This window comes from Nocardia sp. NPDC004722, assembly GCF_053601505.1.
In genome coordinates, this window is sequence record NZ_JBSGBY010000018.1 from 1 (window position 1) to 24778 (window position 24778).

The following is a 24778-nucleotide window of genomic DNA, read 5'->3' on the forward strand; positions in this document are numbered from 1 at the left end:
CGATCATGCCGGACGTCACCACCGTCTTGCCGATCTTGGTCAGCGCGTCCCACCCCATCCGATTGGCGATCATGTACTCGATCGCCACCGCCAGGTAGTGGTTCGGATTCATCAGCCCCGCATCGGGAGTCACGATCCCGTGCCGGTCCGCGTCCGCGTCGTTGCCGGTCGAAATGTCGTAATCATCGCGAATCGCCACCAGCGAGGCCATGGCGTAGCGCGAGGACGGATCCATCCGGATCCGCCCGTCGGAATCCAGCGTCATGAACCGCCACGTCGGATCCACGAACGGGTTGACCACCTCGAGCTCGAGGTCGTAGCGCTGCCCGATCTCCTCCCAGTAATCCACGGAAGCCCCGCCCATGGGGTCCGCACCCAGCCGAATCCCGGCGCCCCGAATGGCGTCCAGATTCAGCACATTGGGTAGGTCCGAGATGTAGCGATCCAGATAGTCGTAGCGCTCCACATTGGTCGCCAGCGCGTGCGCCAGCGAGGTGCGCCGCACATCCGCGAGCCCGGTACGCAACAGTTCGTTCGCCCGGGTGGCGATCGCGTCGGTGGCGATGGTGTCGGCCGGACCACCGTGCGGCGGATTGTATTTGAACCCGCCGTCACGCGGCGGATTGTGCGAGGGCGTCACCACGATGCCGTCGGCCTGATGCCGGGTCCCGCCCCGATTGTGCCGCAGCACCGCATGACTCAGCGCCGGTGTCGGCGTGTACCGGTCCCGCGAGTCGATGATGGCGGTGACGTCGTTGGCGGCCAGCACCTCGAGCGCCGTGGTCCAGGCGGGCTCCGACAGCGCGTGCGTGTCCCGCGCCAGATACACCGGCCCGGTAATCCCCCGCGAGGCACGGTATTCCACGATCGCCTGGGTGATGGCCAGGATGTGCGCCTCGTTGAAGGCGTTGTCCAGACTGGATCCGCGATGCCCGGAGGTGCCGAACGAAACCAGCTGCGCCGGATCCGCCGGATCGGGAATCCGGCTGTAGTAGGAGGTCACCAAGTGCGCGATATCTTCGAGGTCCGTGGCCCGCGCCGGTCGTCCGGCTCGATCGTGGGCCATGCTCGCACCTCCCTTCCGTATCGCCTGTGCCCGGCTGGTCATGAGAATCACGGCCACACCCACTGCCCGAGGAAGGCACCGAGGTAGGCCGCGCACAGGCTTGCGCCGACGCCGATCACGACGTTCGCCACCGCATAGCTGTAAGCGCCCTCCTCGGCCAATCGAACCGTTTCGTATCCGAACGTACTGAACGTGGTCAGCGCACCGCAGAATCCCGTTCCCACGGTGGCGAGGAGCCAATGATTTGCTCCCGCACCGATCAACGCGCCTAGTATCGCCGAACCGCCCACGTTCACCGCCAGTGTGCCCAGTGGGAGAACACTATCGAATCGATGGGCCAGAGCGCGATCCACCAGATATCTGGTCGGCGCCCCGAGCACCGCGCCGGCGATCACCAGCAGGGCCGTCACCGCCGTACCCCGTCGAAGACTTCGACGGGTGAGAGCGCCACGGTCACCGAATCCAGCAGGTCCGCATTGCTTTCCACGAAGGCGCGCAGCCGCGCGGTGTCGTCGATGATCATCACCAGCACCGGCAGCCGCTCGGCCAGATCGAGCAGGCGCGCGGTGTGAATATGGGAGGACACTCCGTAACCCTCGATGCCGCGCCAGACGCTCGCCCCGGCCAGTCCGGCATCCCGGGCGCGCCGCACGATCTCGTGATAGCGGGGCCGATGCCGATACAGATCGTCCTCGCCGAGCAGCACCGTCAGCCGGGACGCCGGAACCCAGTGCCGAGAAGTCTCACTCATCGCCTGCCCCCAATCGTCGTGCCGTACCGGATATCGATCGCGTCGCGCCCACACCGAGCACCACCGCCAGCAGCCCTGTCACCACGGTCCCCCCGAGGTAGCCGATTCCGTAGCCGATTCGGCCCGATTCGAGCAGTGTACGAACTTCCGTGGCATAGGTGGACATGGTGGTGAATCCGCCCAGGACGCCGACGCCCAGAAACGGCCGCAGCAGCCGGTGCGCCACCCAGATCTCGGTGATGCACACCATGAGTACCCCGATGAGGAAGCAGCCGATCACGTTGACCGCCAAGGTCTGCCACGGAATCGCGCCGCGCTGCGGCAGCCACCGGCTCATGCCGTAGCGGGCGACGGCGCCGAGCGCCCCGCCCAGGGCGATGACACCGAGCACGTCCGCGTCGATCCCCGCGGCTTTCGCTGTCACCACCCCTCCTCTTTCTAATTAGCTAAATAGTTGCTGTTCGGCGTGTTGCTGAGCCCGAACAGAGGCCCGGAACTGCGAGGATAGTGCCGCTTGCCCGGTGTTGTCCCATCGGCCTCGAGGAGCCAAGTTGGCGGTGCGGCAGTCGATCAGAAAGATGCTGGTCCAAGGCGTCGGCATCGCCACGGCATGGGCGGCCGTCATGGCCGCCGCGCCCGCGGCACACGCCGGAGCGGTGTTTCCCTTTCCCGACGCGGACGGGTTCTACTACGCCGCAGGGAATCTCGGCGGCGCGCAGAACGGCGATGTCCTGAATGTCCGTCAAGTCCCCAGCCCGTGGGCCGGGGCGACGGTGTGGCAGATCCTCTTCCGCTCCACCAATTCCGTGGGTGCGGCCATCCCCGCCGTCACCACCCTCATCACCCCCGGCCCCGGTCCGCGACCGCTGCTGTCGTATCAGCCGTTCGTGAATTCCCTGGGCATGCAATGCGCTCCGTCGCACGCCCTCTTCGACGGCAGCCTCAAGGAAACCGCCGCCTTCCCGCTGCTGCTGGCGCGGGGCTGGGCCATCTCGGTGCCCGATCACCTCGGCCCCGACAGCGCCTACGGCGCGGCCCGCATGGGCGGGCAGATCACCCTGGACGGCATTCGCGCGGTGAAGCGTTTCGCCCCGGCCGGTTTGGGAGATTCCCCGGTCGGCCTGGCCGGCTACTCCGGCGGCGCGATGGCCACCGGCTTCGCGGCCGCCATCGCCCCGGACTACGCGCCGGAACTGCCCATCGTCGGCGTCGCCGAGGGCGGCGTCCCGGTGAATCCCGGCAAGCTGGCCATCGAGGCGGGTGATTCGCCGCAGGCGCTGTTCGGGCTCGGCTTCGCCGTGGCCGAGGGCATGGAACGCGAGTACCCCGCCCAGATGCGCCTGGACGATTCGCTCACGCCGTTCGGTTTCTGGATGCGCGACCGCCTCGCCAATTCCTGTGTGGACGACATCATCTCGGTCGGTGCGAACCACCACATCAGCGAGGTCTTCCACGCCGGTGCGGAAAACGACCCGGCCCTGATCGCCACCTTCCACGAGAACGCGCTCGAGATCATTCCCGAGCTCATCCGCCAGCCCCTCTACGAATGGCACGGCGGCAACGACCAGGTGCCGCTGAACCTCGCCCAGTACACCGCGGGCCGCTACTGCGCCGCGGGCACCCCGGTCCAGTTCGACGTCATCCCGGGCGCCGATCACGGCACCGCCATCTTCCCGGGCGCGGTCAACGCCATGAACTACCTCGCCGACCGGTTCGCGGGCCTGGCCCCGCCCAGTAACTGCCGCTGATCGCGGTTAGCCGGTAAAAGAAGCGGCCCCACTCCGAAAGGAGTGGGGCCGCTTTCATTTCGGACTCCGTTGTCCAAGGGGGTTTGTAACTCAGTGCACGAGAACGGGTTCGCCTTCCGCGGGCACCGGCACCTTGTTGGGCATGATCGCCCCGGTGATCACCGCGCCGACCACGAAGATCGCTGCGGCCCACCAGAAGGTGGTGGTGTAGCTGTGCACCGCGGCCTCCGCCAGCACCGCCGGCGACGGCGGAACATGGTCGGACGCGTAGTTGGTGAACGCGGTCGCGGCCAGCGTGCTCAGCAGCGCGGTGCCGATCGAACCGCCCACCTGCTGGCTGGTGTTCACCATGGCCGAGGCCACACCGGCGTCCTGGTGGTCGATGCCGGAGGTGGCGCCGGAGAACGCGGTGGACATCGCCATACCCAGTCCCAGACCCATCAGGATCAGGCTCGGCAGGATGTGGCTCGCGTAGCCGGTGTGCACACCGATACGGGTCAGCAACACCATTCCCAGTGTGGCGAGCAGGAATCCGCTCACCACGGTGACCTTCGGGCCCACCCGCGGGATCAGCAGCGCGGGCACCGTGGTGGAGGAGGCGATCATGCCCGCGACCATCGGCAGGAAGGCCACGCCGGTGATGATCGGCGAGTACCCCAGCTGCTGCTGCATGTAGTAGGTCAGGAACAGGAACATCGCGAACATGCCGATGCCGATGGTGAACACGGTGACGTAGGACGCGCCACGGGTCTTGTCCAGCACCACGCGCAGCGGCAGCAGCGGATGCGCGACCCGCTGTTCCAGCCAGGCGAACACGCCCAGCAGCACCACGCCGCCGATCAGGAAGAACAGCGTCACGCCATTGGTCCAGCCGTCGGATTCGGCGTGCGAGAAGCCGTAGACGATGCCGAACAGCGCCGCGGTGACCGCCAGCGTGCCGGGCAGGTCCAGCTTGGGCCGCTCGGTGGCGGTGTGCTTGGCCAGCAGCAGGACCGCGCCGACCAGCGCGACGGCCGCGAAGACCAGGTTCACGTACATCACCCAGCGCCACGAGGCCCACTCGGTGAGCGCGCCGCCCAGCAGCAGACCCAGCGCGCCACCGGCACCGGCGATGGCGCCGAAGATGCCGAAAGCCTTTGCGCGCTCGGACGGTTCGGTGAAGGTCACGGTCAGCAGCGACAGCGCGGCGGGCGCGAGCAGTGCCGCGAACACACCCTGCGCGACGCGCGAGGCGACGAGCATCTCGAAGTTCCCGGCGGCGCCGCCGATGGCCGAGGCGGCCGCGAAGCCGACCAGACCGACGATGAAGGTCGTGCGGCGGCCGAAGAGATCGGAGAGCCGTCCGCCCAGCAGCAGCAGGCTGCCGAAGGCGAGCGCGTACCCGGTGATGACCCACTGCCGGTCCCCATTGGAGAATCCGAGGTCGGCCTGGGCGTGCGGCAACGCGATGTTCACGACGGTCGCGTCCAGCACGACCATCAGCTGGGCGACGCCCAGCACGGCCAGCACCCACCAGCGCAGGGCGTGCGAGCCACGCCGCCCGGCCGCGGTGGGGGCGGCCACGTCTTTCTCGAGAGCTGTTGTCATGGTGTTTTCCTCGTCCCCTAGGATTAACGGAGATCCCGTCTCCGTTTACCGAATCAAGCTACCATGCCAAACGGAGACATAGCCTCCGGATAATCCCGATTGCTGTTAGGATTGACCTGTGAATCCCGTCACCACCGCGCCACCACCTCGGCGTCTGCGCGCGGACGCCGCTCGCAATCAGCAGCGCATCATCGCGGCCGCCCGCGAGCTGTTCGCCGATCGCGGACTCGAGGTCACCCTCGACGACGTGGCCGAGCGCGCAGGCGTCGGCGTCGGCACGGTCTACCGCCGCTTCGCCAACAAGCAGGAGCTCATCTCCGAGGTCTTCGACCAGATGGTCACCGAGCTGGGCGGGGCCGTCGATGTGGCCCTGCACCACCCGGACCCCTGGCAGGGCCTGGTCGATCTGTTCGAGTACTCCTGCCGCCACATCGCGATCAATCGCGGATTCGGCGAGGTCATCCTCGAACTGCACGACAGCATGGACCGCTTCTGCGTCATGAAGGACCGCATCCGGCCCGGCATGCAGGCGGTCATCCAGCGCGCCAAGGATGCCGGGGCGCTGCAACCGGATGTCGAGGCGGGCGATTTCTTCGCCATGGTGAACATGGTCGACGGCATCGCGGGCTTCGCCCGGCCGGTCAATCCCGATGTCTGGGAGCGCTACATGGCGCTGATCCTCAATGGCGTCCGCGGCGACGGCGTGCCGCGCATGCCGCTGACGCAACCCCCGTTGACCGAAGACGAGGTGGAACGCGCCAAAGCCGCGGCGTGCCCTCCGCGCAAACGGTAGCGGACATCACACTCCTGTTTTAGAGTTGGTCGCATGACCAACTCTTGGGTGAACTGGGCCGGAGATCAGAGCTGTACTCCGGCGTCCATTGCCGAACCCAGCTCGCCCGAGGACGTCGCGGCAGTACTGGCCCAGGCCGAGGCGAAGGGCCATACCGTCCGGGTCGCCGGATCGGGCCATTCCTTCACCGAGACCGTGCTCACCGACGGCACGCTCCTGCGCCTCAACAAGCTCGACCGCATCCTGCACGTGGACCGCGCCACCGGCCTGGTCCGCGCCGAGGCCGGCCTGACGCTCAATGCCGCCAGCAACGCACTGCACCCGCTGGGCCTGGCCTTCCCCAACCTCGGCGACATCGACGTGCAGTCGATCGCGGGCGCGACCGCCACCGGCACCCACGGGACCGGCTCCAAGCTCCAGAACCTCTCCGCCGCACTGCATTCGGTGGAACTCATGCTCGCCGACGGCTCCACGGTCGAGCTCAACGAGCAGACCGATCCGGACGGCTGGCGCGCCGCGCGCGTGAATGTGGGCGCGCTCGGCGTGGTCACCGCGGTCACCCTGCAGATGGTGCCGTCGTTCGTGCTCGAGGGCGTCGAGCGGCCGCTGCCGGTCGAGGAGGTGCTCGCCGATCTGGACACGCACGTCGACGGCAACGAGCACTTCGAGTTCTACATGTTCGCGCACAGCCCGCTGGCCATGACCAAGCGCAACAACACCGTCGACCTGCCCGAGCAACCGCGCGGCAAAGCCGTGGACTGGTTCTCCGACATCCTGATGACCAACTACACCTTCGACGCGCTGTGCCGGTTGACCCGCCGCCGCCCGAGCCTGATCCCCACCGTCCAGCGCGCCGCCGCCTACGCGGGCAGCTACCGCCGCCAGGTCGAGCGCTCCTACCGGGTCTTCGCCAGCCCCCGGCTGTTCCGCTTCACCGAGATGGAATACGCACTGCCGCGCGAACATTCGGCCGACGCCATCCGCGAGATCAAAGAGGTGGCCAAGCACTTCGACACCGCGATGCCGATCGAGGTGCGCTGGGTCGCCCCCGACGACGCCTTCCTGTCCCCCGCCGGTGGCCGCGAGACCTGCTACATCGCCGTGCACCAGTACCAGGGCATGGACTACGAACCGTATTTCCGTGCCTGCGAACGCGTTTTCGACCGCTACAACGGCCGCCCGCACTGGGGCAAGCGACACTTCCAGACCGCCGAGACGCTGCGCGAGCGCTACCCGGACTGGGAGCGCTTCGCCGAGGTCCGCCGCCGCTTCGACCCCAAGGGCCGGTTCACCAACGCCTACATCGAACGCGTACTCGGCCCGGTGAACTGAACCCGGAGAACTGAAACAGGACTAGTATCGGTTGCTGAAAGATCGCTGCATCTGCCCCGAGCGTGACCAACGTAGGGAGGTTCCGATGTCTTCTTTCGGCGACAGGATGAACGAGGCCGGTGACCAGGCCAAGGCCGCGGCCCAGGACATGAGCGACAAAGCGCGCGAGGCAGCCGACAAGGCGCGCGACGACATGCAGCACGCGGGCGAGGACATGAAGGAGAAAGTCGGCGGCTTCATGGACAAGATCAAGGAGAAACTGGGCGGCGGATCGAAGTAAGGGACCCGCGACCATGCCGACGAATGACGACTTCGACGCCAACGCCGAGCGCCTGGCCGACGACCTCCGCACCACCGCCGAGGACCTGACCACCGATCTCGGGGTCACCGCCGGCGATCTGCGGGACCGGGCCGAGGCCGCCGCCGGGCAACTGGCCGAACGGGCCAGCGGCGCCGCCGCCGAACTCGCCGACCGTGCCCAGAACGCGGCCGCCGATCTCGCCGATATGGCGAAGGCATTCGCCGACAAGATCACGCCTGAGGATCTGCAAGGCACCCTGGAACAGGTGCGGGCCAATCTCGACCACGCCGCACAGGACGTACTGGCGGCGGTGAACGAGATCGTCACCGCCGTCAAGAACAGGGCAGGAAAATAGTGCGGGGCACCGATTCCGGGTCGAAGGACCCGGAATCGGTTTCCGTTCATCATCGAGCCGCGGTCGCACCCCGGGTCTTCTGGCCCGCCGCGATCGTGGTGACCGCGTTCACCGTCTACGCCATCGTCTTCCGCGATACCGCGGCCCGGCAGGCGAAAGCCTTGCAGGACAATGTGATCGGCGGATTCGGCTGGTACTACATCGTGATCGTCACGCTGTTCGTGGTGTTCGCGATCTGGCTGGGCCTGGGCCGCTTCGGCGACATCACCCTCGGCGAGGACGGGGAGAAGGCCGAATACTCGCTGGGTGCTTGGCTTTCCATGCTGTTCGCGGCGGGCATGGGCATCGGCCTGGTGTTCTGGGGCGTCGCCGAGCCGCTGTTCCACTACGAGGATCCCCGGCCCGGTGTCGGCTCGACGCCCGCGCAGCGCGCGGATTCGGCCATGGTGCAGACGTTTCTGCACTGGGGCATCCACCCGTGGGCCATCTACGTGGTGGTCGGCCTGGCCATCGCTTACTCGATCCACCGCAAGGACCGCCCGGTCTCGATCCGCTGGTCGCTGGAATCGCTTGTCGGCGACCGCATTCGCGGCTGGCGCGGGGACGTCATCGACATCGTGGCGGTGATCGGCACGGTCTTCGGTGTGGCCACCTCGCTGGGCCTGGGCGTACTACAGATCTCGGCGGGGCTGAATTACCAAGGCTGGCTGCACGAACCGGGCAAGGGATTGCAGGTGGTACTGGTGGTCGTGGTCACCGCGCTGGCCACGATCTCGGTCGCCACCGGCGTGGACAAGGGCATCAAGCTGCTGTCGCAGGCGAACATGGGAGTGGCGGGCATGCTGCTGCTCTACGTACTGATCGCCGGTCCGACCCTGTTCATCGTCAACGACCTGGTGCAGAACGTCGGCCAGTATTTACAGACCCTGCCGAAGATCAGCCTCTACACCGGGGCCACCGAGGGCGCGTCCGGCACCGCCTGGACCCAGCAGTGGACGGTCTTCTACTGGGGCTGGTGGATCAGCTGGGCCCCCTTCGTCGGCGTCTTCATCGCGCGCATCTCGCGCGGCCGCACCGTGCGCGAATTCGTGGCGGGCGTGCTGCTGGTGCCGACCCTGCTGACCTTCGTCTGGTTCGAGGTCTTCGGCGGCGCGGGCCTGCACCGCGAAATGTTCGGCGGCGGTGGACTGGTCGGCCCGGACGGCCCCGATCGCGACAGTTCGCTGTTCGCACTGCTCAATACGCTGCCCGGCGGCTCGGTGACCGCGGGCCTGGCCGTGCTGGTGATCGTGTTGTTCTTCGTCACCTCCGCCGATTCCGGTGCGCTGGTGGTGAACATGCTGTCCTCGGGCGGCAATCCGGAGCCGCCGACCTGGAGTCGCGCCTTCTGGACCTGCGCGCAGGGTGCGGTAGCCGTTGCGTTGCTGGTGGCCAGCGGGTCCGGCGCGACCGCTCTCACGACCTTGCAGACGGTGGCGATTCTCATAGCCCTGCCGTTCAGTGTCGTCATGCTCGCGATGTGTGTGGCGTTGGTGCGCACTTTCCGCCTCGAGGCCCCTTAGACTTCCATTCGGAAGATTACGAAAACGTCTCGGATTGGATTCACCGCGTCATGCTCAAAGGCTTCAAAGACTTCCTGATGAGGGGCAATGTCATCGATCTCGCGGTGGCCGTGGTGATGGGCACCGCCTTCACCGCCATCGTCACCTCGGTGACCAAAGGTGTGATCGAACCGCTGCTCGCGACCCTCGGCGGCAACAAGGAATACGGTCTGGGTTTCCAGATCCTGTCCGACAAGCCGTCCACCTTCGTGGCCCTGGGACCCATCATCAGCGCCGCGATCAACTTCGTCTGTGTGGCGGCGGTCCTCTACTTCGTGCTCATCCTGCCGATGAACACCTTCAAGAATCGGCTCCTCAAGCCGACCGCGGTGAAGGCCGATCCGACCGAGCTGGAACTGCTCATCGAGATCCGCGACCTGCTGGCCAAGCAGAGCGCGAACAAGTAGCCGACGGGTCTCCACTAGGCTTAGCCAAGTTGTTGCCAGCAGCTTGACCGAAGCCTAGAGGAGACATTCATGGCACCCGCCCCGGCGAGCCGCTGGGCCATGCTCGCCGTCCTGTGCGCGAGCCTGCTGCTGGTGGCGATGGACGCGACGATCTTGAATGTCGCGCTGCCGTCGCTCATCGATCACATGGAACCCAGTCCCATGGAACAGCTTTGGATCGTCGACCTCTACGGCCTGGTGCTAGGCGGCCTGCTCATCACCTGCGGCGCGATCAGCGACCGCTACGGGCGCAAACGGCTGTTCCTCTACGGCTTCGTGCTTTTCGGCCTGGCCTCCGTCGTCGCCGCCACCGCGCACGCGCCCGCCCAGCTGATCGCCGGCCGTGCGCTGCTGGGTGTCGGCGGTGCGATGGTGATGCCGTCCACGCTGTCGCTGATCCGCAATATCTTCACCGATGACAAGGAACGCACCCTGGCCATCGGCATCTGGGCGTCGGTGGCGGGCGCGGGCGCGGCCATCGGCCCGCTGGTCGGCGGCCATCTGGTCGAGGCGTTCGGCTGGTCGGCGGCGTTCTGGCTGAACGTGCCGGTGGTCATCGTGACGGTGGCGGCCGGAATCTGGCTGCTGCCGGAGTACCGCGCCCCGGGCCACGGCAGTCTGGACTGGCTCAGCGCGCTGGCCTCCGTGCTGGGTGTGGTGGCCCTGGCCTGGGGCATCAAGCATGTGGCCAAGGGCAATCCGGCGCTGATCGACCTGCTGATCCTGGCCGCGGCCTTCGTCCTGCTGGGCTACTTCGCCTACCGGCAGCTGCGCTCGCCGGACCCGCTGCTGGACGTGCGCCTGTTCAAGAATCGCGCCTTCACCGCCGCGGCGGTGGCCACCCTGCTGGCCATGCTCGCCATCGGCGCGGCCCTGTTCCTGATCTCGTTGTGGCTGCAGTACATCCACGGCTACACGCCCTCGCAGGCCGGTGTGCGCACGGTGCCCGCCGCCGTCGCGACCCTGCTGGGTTCACTGGCCACCCCGTGGCTCATGCAGCACGTCGGCGTGCGCGCGCTCATGGGTTTCGCCTTGGGCGCGCTGGCAACGGGTTTCGCGGTGCTGGCAGCGGTACCCGACACCACGTATCCGATTGTCGCGCTGGTGCTGGTCTGCCTGGGCATCGGCGACGGCATCGCCATCACCACGGCCGCCGCGGTGCTGGTTTCCGCGGTGCCGCCCGAGCGCGCGGGCCAGGCGGGCGCGGTCGAGGAGACCAACTACGAGCTCGGCATCGGCCTGGGTGTGGCCCTGCTGGGCAGCATTCACGGCCGCCTGTTCACCTCGCACATGACCGGATTACCGCTGCACGGCCAGGATCTCGCCGACGCGCAGGGCTCGGTCGGCGGCGCGGCCTACGTCGCCGAGAAGATCGGCGGCCCGACCGGGGATCAGGTGCTCACCATCGCCCAGCACGCCTATGATTCGGCGCTCACCACCACCTCCTGGATCTCCACCGGCATGGTCGCCGCGGTGGCGGTGCTGACCGTGGTCCTGGTGCCGCGCGGCTTCAAGGCCACGGCCTCGCACTGAGCTGCCGTGAACACCGAGTTCCTTTACACCAGTGACAGTTTGAGCTGCGCCAGCCCCGACCGGATGCGGGCCTTCACCGCCGGCAGCCCGATGCCCAGCCGCGCCGCCACCTGCGCGTAGGTCAGGCCGCCGTAGTACGCGAGCACCACCGATTCCCGTTGATACGGTGTGAGCGTGGCCAATCCGCGCCGGATGGCCCGCGCCTCCTGCCGCCGCAGGATCTCCTCGGCCACCACATCGGTCGCGGGCCGGTAATCGCAGACCCCCCAACGGTGTTCGTGGCCGGCCGCGGTGCACTCGCGCCGGACCCGATCCACCGCCTGATGGTGGGCGAGGGTGGTGAGCCAGGTCAGCGCATTGCCGCGGGCCGGGTCGAAGCTGCCCGCGCTGCGCCAGACCTGCAGGTAGACCTCGTGACAGGTTTCCTCGGCATAACCGGTGTCGCCCAGGATGTTCAGCACGCGGGTGTAGATGAGCCCGCGGGTGTTGCGGTAGAGCTCTTCGTAGGCGTCACGGTCACCGTGCGCGATGCGGCCTACGAGTTGATCGAATTGACTGCGCCTGCGGGTACGGGCCGCATGGGCAGATTGCGATACACGTGAGGAATTCACGGTCGCCCCCAGATCGACGATATCGAGCACACATGTCGATACGAGCCGTCGAGGACTGGGACGGTCGATACTGCGTACGGAAGTCGGCCGGGGACAGGGGCTTTCGATTCCGCCAACAGTCCAGGCTACGCGCGGCGCACCGTAACTGGAACACGATCCAATTAACCGCACGTATTCCCGGCAAACCCCGGCGGGCTCAAATATGCAGGCCCAGTTCGACTATCCCGTGCGCGACCGCCCGCACGGTCACGCGATTGCGCCGGGCGTGCGCGCGAATCAGTTCGAAGGCCGCGTCGGGGGTGGTGTGATGCGCGTGCGCGATCACGCCTTTGGCCTGCTCGACCACGATCCGGGTGCTCAACGCGTGCTGCAACTGCTCGGTCACCCGCCGATGGCGCGCCACCAGATTCGCGGTGACGATATGCCCGGTGGCCATGCCCGCCAGCAGCGTCGCCACCGACAGATCCTTGCCGGTCCAGGTCCGGGGCGCGCGCGAATACAGGCTCAGCACACCGGCTTCGGTCTCGTCGAGGCGCATGGGGATGGCGGCGACCGAGGAAATCCGGTGCTGCCCGGCAAGATTGGTGTATTCCGGCCAGAGATCACCGTAACTACCGAGCTCGGTGACGGTGACCGGAGCGCCGCAGGCGTGCGCCACCACGCCCGGCCCCCGCTCGTGATCGTGTTGGCAGACTTCCAGATCCAGCAGTTCCTCCGGCATGCCCACGAAGAATTCCGACCGGTCGCCCCGCAATTCCGGGGACAGCGCCACCGTCACACCACCCGGTTCCAGCACATCGATGGCGCTGCGCATCAATTCGTCCAGAATCCGGGGTAGTTCGTGTGCCGCGGGTAGCAGCCGCGCGAACCTCGCCAGTACCGCCACCAGCAACTCACTGTCGGACACCGCCATCACCCCGCATCGGCGAGCGCCGAAGCGCCCACCACGTAAGTTCCTGTGCCGCTCTTGCCGTCAGCTCATGGTATTTGCCCGGCGGGGTCCCGCGGAACAGTTGCGCTCATTCCGCCTCGATCCGAATGCTGCGCTCCACCACCCTGCGTGCCACCTCGACCAGCGAAAGCCCGTGCGTGAAAGCATATCCGCGCAGGCGGGCATAGGCGTCGGCGATATCGATGCCCAGCTGCGCGCTGGTCATGCCCGCCGCCTGATGAATCCACCTGCTGGACAACGGCTGTGCCCACTGCTGCGCCTCGTCGCCGGTGGCCAGCACCAGGCTGGCGGTGACCAGATCCGCGATATGCAACGCCGCCGACAACAGCCGAGGCCCCGGACGGCCGAGCGCGTCCCGATAGAGATCCACCGCCCCGAGCCGAATCGACCCCAGCCGCAACGGCACCGCGAACATCGATCCGGCGATCGGCCCCGGCGACGCCGCCAGCGCCTCCGCGAAACCGGGCCAGTGCTCGCGGTCCACGCTCAGCTCCGAGACCACCACCGGCACCCCGTCGGCCACCGCCGTGACCGCGGGCCCCTCCCCCGCCGTGGCCTGCGCGAGCTCCACCCGCTCGGCGAATTCGTCACTGGCGCACCAGGGTTGCATGCCCGCGTCGCGCTCCTCGAGCACGATGGCGGCCCGGCGCACCGGCAGCACCCGCACGCACGCGGAGCACACGGCGACCAATCCGCCGCCCGCATCCCGCACGGCACGCAGGAACTGTCCCGTCAACTGATCGAACTGCGACGAAGCCATCACCATCGAACCGCCCCACAATCATCGCCCGGCGATGAGTTATTCGGTGCCCGGGGCCAGTATCACTGTCACAGCTCGACAACGAACAGGGCCGAAAGTCACTGGGGGGCATGCGAAACGCCGAGGCGGTACAGCCCGCGCAGGTCATAGGTGTGTGTGGCGACCGCGCCCAGCGCCAGACCCACGCCCAGCCCGAACACCGTCATCCAGATGCCGGTGCTCAGCCCCGCCTCCAGATGCCCGTCGAAGAACAGGATCGCCCGCACCGACAGATAGATCTGGTGCATCGGCTCGAACTTCGACAGCGCAGCGATCCAGCGCGGAATCGCCTCGACCGGAATCGAACCCGAGGAGGACGGCAGGCCCAGCACCACGAACACGATCATATTGATCAGCAGGCCCGCGGTCCCGAAGGCCGCCAGCACCGACAGTCCGGTCACGGCCACCGCGATGACGGCCAGCGTGCCGTAGAGGAACAACGGCAGCGGCTGATCGATCGGCATGCCGAACAGCCGGGCGATGCCCATGAACATGCCCGAGAGCACCGGCGCGGTGACGGCGGCGATGGCCCACTTGATCAACAGGGTCCGCCAGCGACTGATGTTCGCGGGCTCGGGCGCGCGGAACCACGGACCGTATTCGGCCGGAAGGTAACCCAGCGCATTGTCGATCATGGAGTGGATGATCATGGCCCCGCTGAAGCCCGCGAACAACAGGACCAGCGTGTAGAAGAAGGCCGACAGCCCCTGCCCGGTCCCGGCGGGCAGCGGCCGGTACGGGCTCACCACCACATCGATCGGCTGGGCCAGCTGCAATCGTGCCGCGCCGCTCAATTCGGTGGCGGGCGCGCCGTCCTTCGGCGCGAGCGCGGCCTTCACCTGATCGGTCAGCTGCGCGCCGACGGTCGTATTGACCTGTGCCATGGCGCGATCGCTGACCCGCTGCATGATCGAGGACGCGTAGGTGCCCGCACGCGGATTGGTCTGCACGGTGATCACCGGGCGTTCGATGTCGCCGGGCACCACCGCGGCCGCCCCGAGAATGGACAGCCGCTTGGTGAAGTCGCCGGGGATGATGATCGCGCCGTAGATCTGCCCGTTGCTCAGCTGCTGCCGCGCCTCGTTGATGCCGACCACCCGCAGGTCGATCTTGTCGGCCGGGATCTTCTGGGTCAGCGCGTCCGCGATCTGGTCGCCGACATTGACGGTCTTGCCGTTCATCACATCGCCCACGTCCTGATTGACCAGGGCGACGGGGAAGTCGTGCAGGTTCTTCTCCGGATCGGAGGTGTAGCCGAGGTACATGGTGCCGATCAGGGCCGCGAGCACGGTCAGCACCAGGGCCGGGGCCAACCAGCCGCGCAAAGGCACCCGGCCCGTCACGGGCGCACCATCTTTCGTCATGCGACTGAATGTAGGCAGCGACAACAAAGTAGTCAACGTCAACATAGCGAGGTGTGTCCGATATCCTGCTCTCACCATGAGCATCGCCAAGCGCAAAGCCCGCGAAGTGGCGGAGCGGGCGCGTTCCTACCACCACGGCGACCTGCGCGCCGAACTGCTGCGCCGCGCCGAGGAGACCCTCGGTGCGTCCGGGGTGGACGGTCTGTCACTGCGCCAGCTGGCCCGCGACACCGGCGTCAGCCACGCCGCGCCGAGCCGCCACTTCCGCGACAAACAGGCCCTGCTGGACGCGCTGACCGTCGCCGGATTCGACCGGCTGGCAGCCGGATTCGAGCAGGCCGCCGCCACCGGCACCTTCCCGGAGCGCCTGCGCGCCATGGCCCACGCCTATCTGCGGTTCGCCATCGACAATCCGGCCCTGCTGGCGCTGATGTTCGCGCGCAAGAACAGTCCCAGCCTCGCCATCGGGGACGCCGCGGCCCGCGCCTTCGCGGTGCCCATCGAGATGGTCGCCGATGCGCAGGCCGGTGGCGAGGTGGTGCCCGGCGAGCCGCGGCGCATCTGCCTCTCGGCGGTGGCGGCACTGCACGGACTGGCCGCGATCCTGGGATCCGGCCTGGTTCCCGGCGAAGAAGCCGACAGCCTTTTCGACGAGATGGTCGGCCACATGATGGACGGTTTGCGTCCGCGTCACTGAGTGTTGGGAAGCCACCCGTAACCTTTCGGGCGTGACGATCGAGAAACGACAGTGACGATCGAAGGCAGGCAATACGGCGGACGCGCCGTGACCGAACGAAAAGCCGAACGCCGGCAGCGTTTCCTCGACGCCGCCATCCACATCTTCGGTGAGCGCGGCTACGCCAACTGTTCACTGGCGGATGTGTGCGCGGCCGCCGGGCTCTCCAAGCGCCAGTTCTACGAGGAGTTCCAGACCCGCGAGGACGTCCTGGTCGCGGCGTACGACCAGATCCAGGACATGGCCGCGCTGGCCCTGGCGACCGCGGTCAGCACCATGGGCCCCGACCCGGACCCGACCGACACTGTGACCCAGGCGCTGACCGCGTTCCTGAACTCCATCGGGGCGGACCCCTTCCGCGCCAAGGTCGCCTTCGTGGAGGTGGTCGGCGTGAGCGAGCGGATGGAACGGCACCGCCGCGACCGCCGCCACGCCTGGGTGGACACCATCCGCCTGGCCATCGGGCCGCTGGCCGGATCCAACGCGACCATTCGCGGCAATGCCGAACTCGCGGGCAGCGCGCTGATCGGCGCGATCAACGGCCTGGCCCACGAGTGGCTGCTGTCGGACCCGCGACCGCCGGTGGGCGAGCTGGTGGAACTGCTGGTGCCCATGGCGGTTTCGCTGATCAGCCGCGAGCCCGCCTAGTTACATGAGCTGTCGCATGAAGTAGGTGTATTCGAGGGCGCTGGTGTGCGCCTTCTCATCGTTGTTCGCCCCGCCGCCGTGGCCACCCTGCGTGGCCTCGTAGAACAGGTAGGGGTCGCCGAACTCGGCTAGTCGAGCGGCGAACTTGCGGGCGTGCTGGGGTCCGACGCGATCGTCCTTGCTGGTGGTCCACACGAGCGGCTGTGGATACCGCGTGCCCTTCCGCAGCTGGGCATACGGCGAAATGGAGGCCAGGAAGGCCCGCTCGTCCGGATCGGCCGCCGACCCGTACTCGCCCACCCACGACGCGCCCGCCGCGATCTGCTCGTACCGCAGCATGTCCAGCAGCGGTACCTGGATGTCGACGGCACTGAACAGATCCGGATGCTGGGTGAACTCGACACCCATCAGCAGCCCGCCGTTGGACCCGCCCTGGATGCCCAGCCGCCGCGGCGAGGTGATCTTGCGGGCGATGAGATCGTTGGCGATCGCCGCGAAATCGTCATAGGCCTTCTGCCGGTGCGTCTTCAACGCCGCGTCGTGCCACGCCGGTCCGTACTCGCCGCCACCCCGAATATTCGCGATGACATACGCCCCGCCGCGTTCGAGCCAGGTCTTGCCCAGCTGCCCGTTGTACCCAGGCGTGGACGAGGAAGCGAATCCCCCGTAACCCCACACGATGGTCGGCGTACTGCCGTCGTAAGCCAGCTCCGTCGGATGCACGATGAAATACGGCACCTGCGTGCCGTCCGCCGAAGTGGCCTTCAGCTGCTCCACCGTCAGATGCGAGGAATCGAACCGCGCCACTGCGGCTTTGACCTGACGCACGGCCCCGGTGTCGGCATCGAGATGCCAGATGGTGGTGGGCGTCAGCATCGAGGTCACCGAGAGATACGCCGTCTCACTCTGCGAATCGGCGTCGATCTCCGAGACGGTGGCATTGTCCGGCAAGGCAATCGGCGCGGACGTCCACCCGGTGGGCGACGGGGTGTAGACGGTGGCCCGCCCCTTGACGTCGAACAGCGAAGTCACCACGACCCGACCGTGCGTGGTCATGACGCCTTGCAAGGTCTCCTGCGGCCCGGGTTCGTAGACCAGCGTCGCCTTCAGTGCCTCCGGATGCGCCGTCATTTCGTCAGCGTCGAGCGACACCAACGACCCCGACCGGAAGCCGTTCCAATCCTGTTGCAGCGCCACCAGAACCCGATTGCAGACCATCCCCTGCAGTGTCGACTTCGGCGGCAACGCGACCCGCGTCCCGTCGATCAGACTCACCTGCGCCTCGTAGAACGACGGCCGCCGCACCACCAGATTCAGCCGCTTGCCGTCACCGCCGTCGAGCCCCACCGCGGCCGTGGCGAGCCCATCGGTGCGCTCCCCACGCGCCACCTCGACCGCCTGGTCCGGGCTCTGTCCCCGCCGCAGCCGCTTGACCACGTACGGATACCCCGACTCCGTCTTCTCCCCCGCCTGCCACTCTCGCGACACCAGCAGCGTGTCGGTGTCCACCCAGCTGACGTTCTGCTTCCCGCGCGCCAGGCTGAATCCGCCGTCCACGAACCTGCCGGTCCCCAGATCGAATTCGCGGATCGTGGCCGCGTCCTCACCGCCCTCGGACAACTGCACCAGGCACCGCTCGTGCGTCACCGGATCGCAGGTCATGCCCTTCCACACCCAGTTGCGGCCCTCGTCCCGGGCCAGCGCGTCCAGATCCAGCACGGTCCGCCAGTTCGGCTGCGGCGATTCGTAATCCGCGACCGTGGTCTCCCGCCAGATCCCCCGCTGATGGTCGGCGTCCTGCCAGAAGTTCCCGATCAGCCCGTGATGGAACTGCGGCACCGGCAACCGATCGGCCGCATTCGCCAGCGCCTTGGCCTGCGCGAAATTCTCGGCATAGCGCGGATCCTGCTCGAGCACGCCGAGGGTCTTGGCATTCTCCGCCGCCACCCAGGCATCCACCCGTGGGCTGCTGAGCTCCTCGAGCCACTGATACGGGTCGCTCGCGGCCGTCGATCCGCCACAGGCGGCCAGTACGACCGCCGCCAATCCCACGGCAGCGGCCCGTATCCCGACCTTCCGAACGACCATGAATCCCCCTCCCATGCCCAGCGCGTCAGCCAGCCACCCTACCTCCGCCCACGGACAATCTGTCGGTGCGCGACGGCATGATCAGGGATGTGAGCGACGAGCGCTGGGCCGACCCGCATGCCACCGTGGCGGTGCGGAAACTGCTGCGCCGCCATCGCGACGCCGTGGCCACGGTGCTGGCTGCCGCGCGGTTGGACGGTTTGCACGAACTCGCGGACGCGGCAACGGAATACGTGAACGCGCCTCAAGGTCCCTGCACCCCCGAGGGTGCGGCCGTGACGTTCGCCATCGCACAGCACGCGGCGGTCGCGTACCGCACCGGGCCGCAGCGGGAGCGGGAATTCATCGACCGATTCATCGACAGCTGGCTGGTCGAGCACGGGCACGACTTCGCCACCGCCGTCGCGGCAGCCCGGCAGGGGATTCGGGTGGAGGATCCCGACCCGCGCGCAGGCCGGATGACGCCGTGGCTCCGCGCGGCCGTCGCGGACGAAGACCCCGCCCGCGACGCCGAGGCGCTGACCAGACGAGTCCGAGCCCGGCTGGCCGCAACGCTCGACGAAGAACCACCTCGCCCGGACGCGAAATCGGTGACCACCGACCAGATTCGACGTTTCGAGGCCGCCATGGTGGATGGCCGTCGATGGCGGATGGATGCGTTTCGCCGTTTGATCCTCGCGGATCCCGCGCTGGGTCAGCTGGCGCGACAACTGATCTGGGCGGCCTTCGACCGCAGAGGCGGCGTCACCGGCACTTTCGCCATCGATGCCGACCGGACCGCACGCGACGCCGCGGGCTCGGTCCTGGATCTCCCGGCGGACGCCCTGGTGGGAGTCGCCCACCCGATACACCTCGGCAATTCGCTCGGCAGCTGGCGAACCTCGTTCGCGGGCAACCGTTCCCGTCAGCCGTTCGAACAGCTGAACCGGCACGTCTACGCCCTGACCCCCGAGGAATCGGCCTCGAACACCCTGCCCCGCTTCGGCAATCGTTCAATCCGCACCGACCGGATCTTCGCGCTGCAAGAACTCGGCTGGGAGATCAAGCGCGACACCCTGTCCCGCCGCTTCGGCCCGGCCCGCGAGCTCACGGTCACCCTCGAACCCGGCCTGGAAGGCGGCTTCCGTTACGAGCCCGAGCTACAGACCATCCTGTCGGCCGAGCTCCGAGGCGGTACCTTCGGAGTCCTGGACCCCGTCACCGCCTCGGAGCTGATCCGTCAGCTGGAGCGATTGGCGGCGTGACGTCCCGCCCGGCGACCGAAGAACGATCCGGACCCGAGCTGGGTGCCGCTGGAATAGCCCTTGCCGTCCTGCGCCAGCGTCGAGGCCGTGGCACCGGCCGCGTACAGGCCAGCAATCGCTGATCCGTTGTCCCGCAGCACTTCACCGTCGACGGAAGTGCGCAGCCCACCCAGCGTGAACCCCGCGTACAGCGCCTTGCCCAACGTCAGATCGAATGCCGCCCACGGCCCCTGATCCTGCGCCTCCAGCCACTCACCCGCCTTGTGGAAGTCCGGATCCTCGCCCCGCGCCGCATGCTCGTTGTACCGATCGAGCGTGGATCGCAGTGTCTCGTAAGGAATTCCGAGCGCCCCCGCCATCTCCTCCACGGTCTCCCACCCGTCGATGAACGGAGCCAGCGGGAACATCGGCCGTTCCATATGCTCGGAGTCCACGATCAGATACGCCACCGCCCCCGGCTGATCGAGCACGAACGCCGAGGTCCGCGCGTGATACGAGTCCTCGGCGACGAACCGTTCCCCCTTGCGGTTCACCACGATTCCGGTCAGCAGCTTCGACGGCGGATACACCGGCGCGGTCACGAACGCCTGATCCATCATGCGGGTGGCCGCACCCGCGGAAACCCCGAGCCGAATCCCGAGCCCGTCATCGAACGGCGTGCCGAGCACGAACGGCTTCTCGGTCAGCCACGGCACATGCTCGGCCACCATCTCCGAGTTCATGACGAACCCGCCCGCCGCCAGCACCACCGACTTCGCGCGCACCGCACCGGTATTTCCGAGGTTCTTCCACCCCACCCCGGCCACCGCGCCGTCGGCGTCCACGATCAGCTGGGTCGCCCCGGTCTCGTATCGCACCTCGACGCCGAGCGCGGCGGCCCGCTTCACCAGCAGTTCGATGATCATGGCCGCGCCCTGGGTGTCTCCCGGCACGGGCACCTTGTGCCCGCGCGGCACGGGAACAGCCTGCTCCCGATAGGGCCAAACCTTCTCGTTCCCGGTGTACATCAGCCCCTGCGTACCCGGCTGAATAACCGCCTTCTCCGGGTAGTAGCTGCGTTCGAATTCGAACCCGAGGCTCTCGAGCCAGTCGAAGTGCTCGACACTGCCGTCGCAGTAGGCACGGATCTTCTCCGGTTCCGGATCTCGCGACACCGAGAGCAGGTACTTGTACATCTCCTCGGCGGAATCCGGATGCCCGGTTGCCTCCTGCACGGCCGTCCCGCCACCGAGGTAGAAGTGCCCGCCCGCGAGCGCGGTGGTCCCGCCGGCGACCCCGGCACGCTCCAAAACCAGTACGCGGGCCCCGCGAGCCGCAGCCTCGACCGCCGCGCACCCGCCCGCGATCCCGAATCCGACGACCACCACGTCGACCTCATCGGACCACGCGGTAATCGCCTCGGCGGCCAGGGTTTCCGGTATCACTGTGCTCACTGCGCATCCTTCTTGATCTGCTCGAAGAACAGCCGCATGTTCGGCCCGATCTCGGCGAGTTCGATGAACGGCACCCCCGCCGCCGCCCCGTCCAGGTAGGCGAACCGCATCTGCCCGCCCATATCCCCCTGCTGCACCACGTCGATCCCTTGCGCCGCAGCGTCTTTCAACACGGCATCGAAGTCGGCGGGTTCCAGGCAGATGTGGTGCAGGCCCGCACCGCCGCGTTCGAGGAATTCGGTGTAGATGGATCGCCCGGTCACCGGCTGGATCAGTTCGAGCTGCATGTCACCGGCGTAGGACAGCGCGATGTGTGCCGTGAAATCGGCCGGTTCGCCCCGGTAGACCGTGGTCTCCGGCGCGAACCGGACCTCCGGCATCCGCATCCACTTGCGCACCCCCAGGAAGGTTCCCAGGAATTTCTCGCTCGCCGCGATGTCCTCGACCACCCAGGCGATCTGGGTGGGCTGCCCGCCGGCCACGCTCATGCTGTCCACCCGGCCGAGTTAATCACAATCGCTTAAATCCGCAAGGGCTACTCTTCATCCGGATCCGGATCGCTCGGCGACGTCCACCCCTTGTTGCTCACCCCGTAGAACGTCGAGACCAGCAGATACAGCACCAGAGCCGTGATCGGGGAAAGAAACCCGATCCCGATGGTGGCGGCGTAGACGAGAATCCCCGGCCAGGCCCGCCACCGCTCCCGCCGCGCGTAATCCGCCCCCAGCCCCGCCTTCAACATCTCCGGCCGCTTCTCGAGCTGCCGCCACATGGGAGCCCACGGAATCGTCATGATCACCCCCACGATCCCGTACAGCGCCACCGCGACCGTGGCATCGCGGTGCGTCCCGTGCACCAGATTGTCGGCGACCACGATGGTCGGGAAGGGCACCAGCGAAACCCCCAGCAGCAGCATGAGATTCCACCACCGCAGCACATGGTCGATGCTGCGCAGCCTTCCGAAGAAGGTGTGGTGGTTCATCCACACCACACCGATGGTCATGAACGACGCCAGATAGGCCAGATAGACCGGCCAGATATGCCCCAGCTCCTGCAAGAGCCGCCCCGGTTCGTGGGGCGGCACCTGGATATTCAAAATCAACAGGGTGATGGCAATCGCCATCACCCCGTCGCTGAACGCTTCGACCCGAGCCGTTCCGGTCAATGTGCTTCTCGGAGCCGAACCCTCACTCATGCCCCGAAGCGTAACCCGGTTCCATCGACTGCTCAGATTGCCTGGCCCGCTTGACCGTTCGCATCGTGATCACCATCAGCGTCGCGGTGACACCGATCATCAGCACGCTGGACAGCCACGCCATGGTGTGGATGGGCAACTGGTAGGCGAGCACCACCCGCACCGCCGCCTCACCGATCATCCCCGCACCCCACATGGCCGCGATCCGGTTGTGCGTGCGCCGCACCAGGGGAATGTTGTCGAACTTGTACTGCATCTCGGCCAGCTTCTGCGGCGACCCCGAAAACGCCTTCCGCGCAGCCACATACGTGAGCGGCTTGCCAACCAAAGCGCTGACGGCGAAGGCGATGCCGATAACCCCGGTGGTGAGCGAGTCCCGCACGATCATCATGCGAGCATCACCACTGATCATCGAGCTGACGATCCCGAACACGAACCCGGCCAGGATGAGCGCCGACATGGCATCCACCCGCCGAGCCCGCACCACCTCGACGATGACCATGATCCCCGAGATCACCGCACCCGCCAGCAGCGCGGAGAAATCGGAGTACCCCGCGGCGTGCAGCCCGTAGTAGGCGGCCAGCGGCACCGCGATATCGCGGATGGTCGGGGCAAGCATGCGCAGCAGATTCGGACGAGTCTCCGCCCCCTGCGGCGCGTTCACAGCGAGGGTGTGATCAGCCATTTCGGAACTCCTGTAATCGTTTGATCGCTACAGGAAAAACGGTACGAAGATCCGCCCCGCCCCGAATCTGCCAACCATCACTTCTCCGCCATGACAGTTGTCATGCCGCCCACCGCCGCAGCCGATTCCAGCCGATGCCCCTTGGTCTCCGGAGCGCCCCACACACAGATGCCGAACCCGACGGCCGTCACCGCCGCCGCGAACAGGAACGTCGGCCCCATCCCGAGATGATCAAGCGACCAGGGCAGCAGATAGGTCCCCAACGCCGCCCCCACCCGACTGATCGAGGTCGCGAACCCGACCGCCGTAGCGCGAATGTGCGTGGGGAACAGTTCATTCGGATACGTCCAGTCCAGCACGTTGGGCCCGCCACAGAAGAACGCGTACAGGCACAACATCGCGAACCCGAGTATCGCGGGCATGGACGGCCAGACTCCGATGAACAACACCGGAATGATCATCAACCCGAAGCACCACACGATCGTCGGCCGCCGCCCGACCGTATCGATCAACCGCATGGCCGGCAGGCAGCCGAGCAGGAACACCAAGCTGATGAGCGCGGTCCCGAGGGTGTCCATCCAGGTCCCCGCGGGCAACCCGAACGAGGCGAGAATCTGCGGACCGAACGTCAGCATCGCGAACAACACCGCCACCTGACACAGAAAGAACCCGCTACAGAAGATCGTCCGCTTGCGATAGGCAGGCCGGAACAACTCCCGCAACGACCCGTGCGCCACCGGCTCAGCCGACTCCACGAGCGACGCCGGATCCACCCGCACATGCAGATACTTCTGAATCATCGCCGCGGCCCGATCCGCCTTCCCATGCTGAGCCAACCACCGCGGCGACTCCGGCGCCGTACTCTGCCGAATCACCAGAAAGAACGCACACAACACCGCCCCACTGGCCAGTTGCCACCGCCAACTCCCATTCCCCCCGAACGTCAACAGCAGATACCCCACCACATACGCGAGCACCGACCCCAAATACCAAGCCACAATCTGAAACCCCAGCAACTTCCCCCGCTGCTTCACCGGCAACCACTCCCCCAGCAACGAAGTAGCAATCGGATAATCCGCCGCCACCGCCATCCCCAACACAAACCGCAAAATCACAATAAGCCAAACAGATTCAGCCCAAAACGAAGCAATCGAACAAGCCCCCATCACCACCAAGTCAGCGGTATACATAACCTCCCGCCCCACCTTGTCCGTCAACACCCCGAACAAGGCCCCACCCACAAACATCCCAATCAGCGCCGAAGCCCCGATCAACTGAACATCCCCGGTACTCAAATCCAACTCAGCGTTCATCCCAATGAGCGCCGTCCCCACGATGCTGAGAATGTACCCATCAAGCAACGGCCCACCAGAACAAGCCACAGCCAACCTCTTATGAAACGAGGTAAACGGCGCATCATCAATAACAGAACTCACGCAGCCTCCTAAACTGGACAACCACAAAGAGAGCAACGGTTTAGCAACCCACCAAAACCTACCCGCCCACCCCC

At 66.9% G+C, this 24778-nt stretch carries 26 protein-coding genes; 11 read left to right on the forward strand and 15 right to left on the reverse strand.

Annotated elements, in window-relative coordinates:
• The 4 genes from ACWELQ_RS04070 to crcB (ACWELQ_RS04085) all read right to left on the reverse strand — a co-directional run.
• Positions 1-1066: phosphoglucomutase, alpha-D-glucose phosphate-specific (locus ACWELQ_RS04070; RefSeq protein WP_452395548.1), on the reverse strand; the 1066-nt coding region annotated here is incomplete at its 3' end.
• Between the two features lie 47 nt (positions 1067-1113).
• Positions 1114-1476, reverse strand: a complete 363-nt coding sequence (gene crcB / locus ACWELQ_RS04075) for a fluoride efflux transporter CrcB (RefSeq protein ID WP_452395549.1) — start codon at positions 1474-1476, stop codon at positions 1114-1116.
• Positions 1473-1817, reverse strand: coding sequence for a DUF190 domain-containing protein (locus tag ACWELQ_RS04080; RefSeq protein ID WP_379361160.1), 345 nt, complete (start codon positions 1815-1817; stop codon positions 1473-1475). The genes crcB (ACWELQ_RS04075) and ACWELQ_RS04080 overlap by 4 nt, the downstream gene beginning before the upstream one ends.
• A complete protein-coding gene (gene crcB, locus ACWELQ_RS04085) occupies positions 1810-2241 on the reverse strand; it encodes a fluoride efflux transporter CrcB (protein ID WP_452395550.1) in 432 nt (143 codons plus the stop codon). Before crcB (ACWELQ_RS04085) ends, ACWELQ_RS04080 begins: the two co-directional genes overlap by 8 nt.
• Before the next feature lie 133 nt (positions 2242-2374).
• Here crcB (ACWELQ_RS04085) and ACWELQ_RS04090 point away from each other — a divergent pair, with 133 nt between their 5' ends.
• On the forward strand, positions 2375-3565 hold the full coding sequence (locus tag ACWELQ_RS04090) for a lipase family protein (RefSeq protein ID WP_452395580.1): 1191 nt from the start codon (positions 2375-2377) through the stop codon (positions 3563-3565).
• Between the two features lie 90 nt (positions 3566-3655).
• Here ACWELQ_RS04090 and ACWELQ_RS04095 read toward each other — a convergent pair whose 3' ends face one another.
• Positions 3656-5152, reverse strand: coding sequence for an MFS transporter (locus tag ACWELQ_RS04095; protein ID WP_452395551.1), 1497 nt, complete (start codon positions 5150-5152; stop codon positions 3656-3658).
• Between the two features lie 118 nt (positions 5153-5270).
• Here ACWELQ_RS04095 and ACWELQ_RS04100 point away from each other — a divergent pair, with 118 nt between their 5' ends.
• The 7 genes from ACWELQ_RS04100 (at position 5271) to ACWELQ_RS04130 (ending at position 11513) form a co-directional block, all read left to right on the forward strand.
• On the forward strand, positions 5271-5945 hold the full coding sequence (locus ACWELQ_RS04100; protein ID WP_452395552.1) for a TetR/AcrR family transcriptional regulator: 675 nt from the start codon (positions 5271-5273) through the stop codon (positions 5943-5945).
• 33 nt (positions 5946-5978) lie between these two features.
• The gene (locus tag ACWELQ_RS04105) at positions 5979-7277 is read left to right on the forward strand and encodes a D-arabinono-1,4-lactone oxidase (RefSeq protein WP_452395553.1); all 1299 of its coding nucleotides are present in this window, start codon (positions 5979-5981) and stop codon (positions 7275-7277) included.
• Positions 7278-7362: 85 nt separating this feature from the next.
• Entirely contained in the window at positions 7363-7557 is a 195-nt protein-coding gene (locus ACWELQ_RS04110; protein ID WP_452395554.1) for a hypothetical protein, read from the forward strand.
• A 13-nt stretch (positions 7558-7570) separates the two neighbouring features.
• Positions 7571-7933 carry a hypothetical protein gene (locus tag ACWELQ_RS04115; RefSeq protein ID WP_452395555.1) on the forward strand — a complete coding sequence of 121 codons (363 nt, stop codon included), beginning with the start codon at positions 7571-7573 and terminating at the stop codon, positions 7931-7933.
• Entirely contained in the window at positions 7933-9495 is a 1563-nt protein-coding gene (locus ACWELQ_RS04120; RefSeq protein ID WP_452395556.1) for a BCCT family transporter, read from the forward strand. Before ACWELQ_RS04115 ends, ACWELQ_RS04120 begins: the two co-directional genes overlap by 1 nt.
• A 50-nt stretch (positions 9496-9545) precedes the next feature.
• Entirely contained in the window at positions 9546-9941 is a 396-nt protein-coding gene (gene mscL, locus ACWELQ_RS04125) for a large conductance mechanosensitive channel protein MscL (RefSeq protein WP_452395557.1), read from the forward strand.
• Positions 9942-10010: 69 nt separating this feature from the next.
• Positions 10011-11513, forward strand: coding sequence for an MFS transporter (locus tag ACWELQ_RS04130; protein ID WP_452395558.1), 1503 nt, complete (start codon positions 10011-10013; stop codon positions 11511-11513).
• Between the two features lie 23 nt (positions 11514-11536).
• On the opposite strand, the gene ACWELQ_RS04135 is transcribed toward ACWELQ_RS04130, so the two are convergent.
• From ACWELQ_RS04135 to ACWELQ_RS04150, 4 genes are all read right to left on the reverse strand, one after another.
• Positions 11537-12154, reverse strand: coding sequence for a sigma-70 family RNA polymerase sigma factor (locus tag ACWELQ_RS04135; protein WP_452395559.1), 618 nt, complete (start codon positions 12152-12154; stop codon positions 11537-11539).
• Positions 12155-12320: 166 nt separating this feature from the next.
• Entirely contained in the window at positions 12321-13031 is a 711-nt protein-coding gene (locus ACWELQ_RS04140; RefSeq protein ID WP_452395560.1) for a GAF and ANTAR domain-containing protein, read from the reverse strand.
• A gap of 112 nt (positions 13032-13143) precedes the next feature.
• Complete coding sequence (locus ACWELQ_RS04145) at positions 13144-13836, reverse strand: GAF and ANTAR domain-containing protein (RefSeq protein WP_452395561.1); 693 nt, start codon at positions 13834-13836, stop codon at positions 13144-13146.
• 98 nt (positions 13837-13934) lie between these two features.
• Positions 13935-15239, reverse strand: a complete 1305-nt coding sequence (locus ACWELQ_RS04150; RefSeq protein WP_452395562.1) for a DUF3533 domain-containing protein — start codon at positions 15237-15239, stop codon at positions 13935-13937.
• Positions 15240-15315: 76 nt separating this feature from the next.
• On the opposite strand from ACWELQ_RS04150, the gene ACWELQ_RS04155 reads away from it, so the two are divergent.
• Together ACWELQ_RS04155 and ACWELQ_RS04160 are read left to right on the forward strand one after the other, a co-directional pair.
• Complete coding sequence (locus ACWELQ_RS04155) at positions 15316-15936, forward strand: TetR/AcrR family transcriptional regulator (protein WP_452395563.1); 621 nt, start codon at positions 15316-15318, stop codon at positions 15934-15936.
• A gap of 87 nt (positions 15937-16023) precedes the next feature.
• Entirely contained in the window at positions 16024-16623 is a 600-nt protein-coding gene (locus ACWELQ_RS04160; protein WP_452395564.1) for a TetR/AcrR family transcriptional regulator, read from the forward strand.
• Here ACWELQ_RS04160 and ACWELQ_RS04165 read toward each other — a convergent pair whose 3' ends face one another.
• Positions 16624-18711 (reverse strand): prolyl oligopeptidase family serine peptidase, encoded by a 2088-nt coding sequence (locus ACWELQ_RS04165; protein WP_452395565.1) that lies wholly within the window; start codon positions 18709-18711, stop codon positions 16624-16626.
• A gap of 65 nt (positions 18712-18776) precedes the next feature.
• Here ACWELQ_RS04165 and ACWELQ_RS04170 point away from each other — a divergent pair, with 65 nt between their 5' ends.
• On the forward strand, positions 18777-19955 hold the full coding sequence (locus ACWELQ_RS04170) for a DUF4132 domain-containing protein (RefSeq protein ID WP_452395566.1): 1179 nt from the start codon (positions 18777-18779) through the stop codon (positions 19953-19955).
• On the opposite strand, the gene ACWELQ_RS04175 is transcribed toward ACWELQ_RS04170, so the two are convergent.
• From ACWELQ_RS04175 to ACWELQ_RS04195, 5 genes are all read right to left on the reverse strand, one after another.
• The gene (locus tag ACWELQ_RS04175) at positions 19931-21388 is read right to left on the reverse strand and encodes an FAD-binding protein (protein WP_452395567.1); all 1458 of its coding nucleotides are present in this window, start codon (positions 21386-21388) and stop codon (positions 19931-19933) included. The two genes, ACWELQ_RS04170 and ACWELQ_RS04175, sit on opposite strands and share 25 nt — an antisense overlap.
• The gene (locus tag ACWELQ_RS04180) at positions 21385-21876 is read right to left on the reverse strand and encodes a VOC family protein (protein WP_452395568.1); all 492 of its coding nucleotides are present in this window, start codon (positions 21874-21876) and stop codon (positions 21385-21387) included. The genes ACWELQ_RS04175 and ACWELQ_RS04180 overlap by 4 nt, the downstream gene beginning before the upstream one ends.
• Positions 21877-21923: 47 nt before the next feature.
• Entirely contained in the window at positions 21924-22583 is a 660-nt protein-coding gene (locus tag ACWELQ_RS04185) for a TMEM175 family protein (protein WP_452395569.1), read from the reverse strand.
• Positions 22576-23268, reverse strand: a complete 693-nt coding sequence (locus ACWELQ_RS04190) for a VC0807 family protein (RefSeq protein ID WP_452395570.1) — start codon at positions 23266-23268, stop codon at positions 22576-22578. The genes ACWELQ_RS04185 and ACWELQ_RS04190 overlap by 8 nt, the downstream gene beginning before the upstream one ends.
• 77 nt (positions 23269-23345) lie before the next feature.
• On the reverse strand, positions 23346-24704 hold the full coding sequence (locus tag ACWELQ_RS04195; protein ID WP_452395571.1) for an MFS transporter: 1359 nt from the start codon (positions 24702-24704) through the stop codon (positions 23346-23348).
• Between the last annotated feature and the right edge of the window lie 74 nt (positions 24705-24778).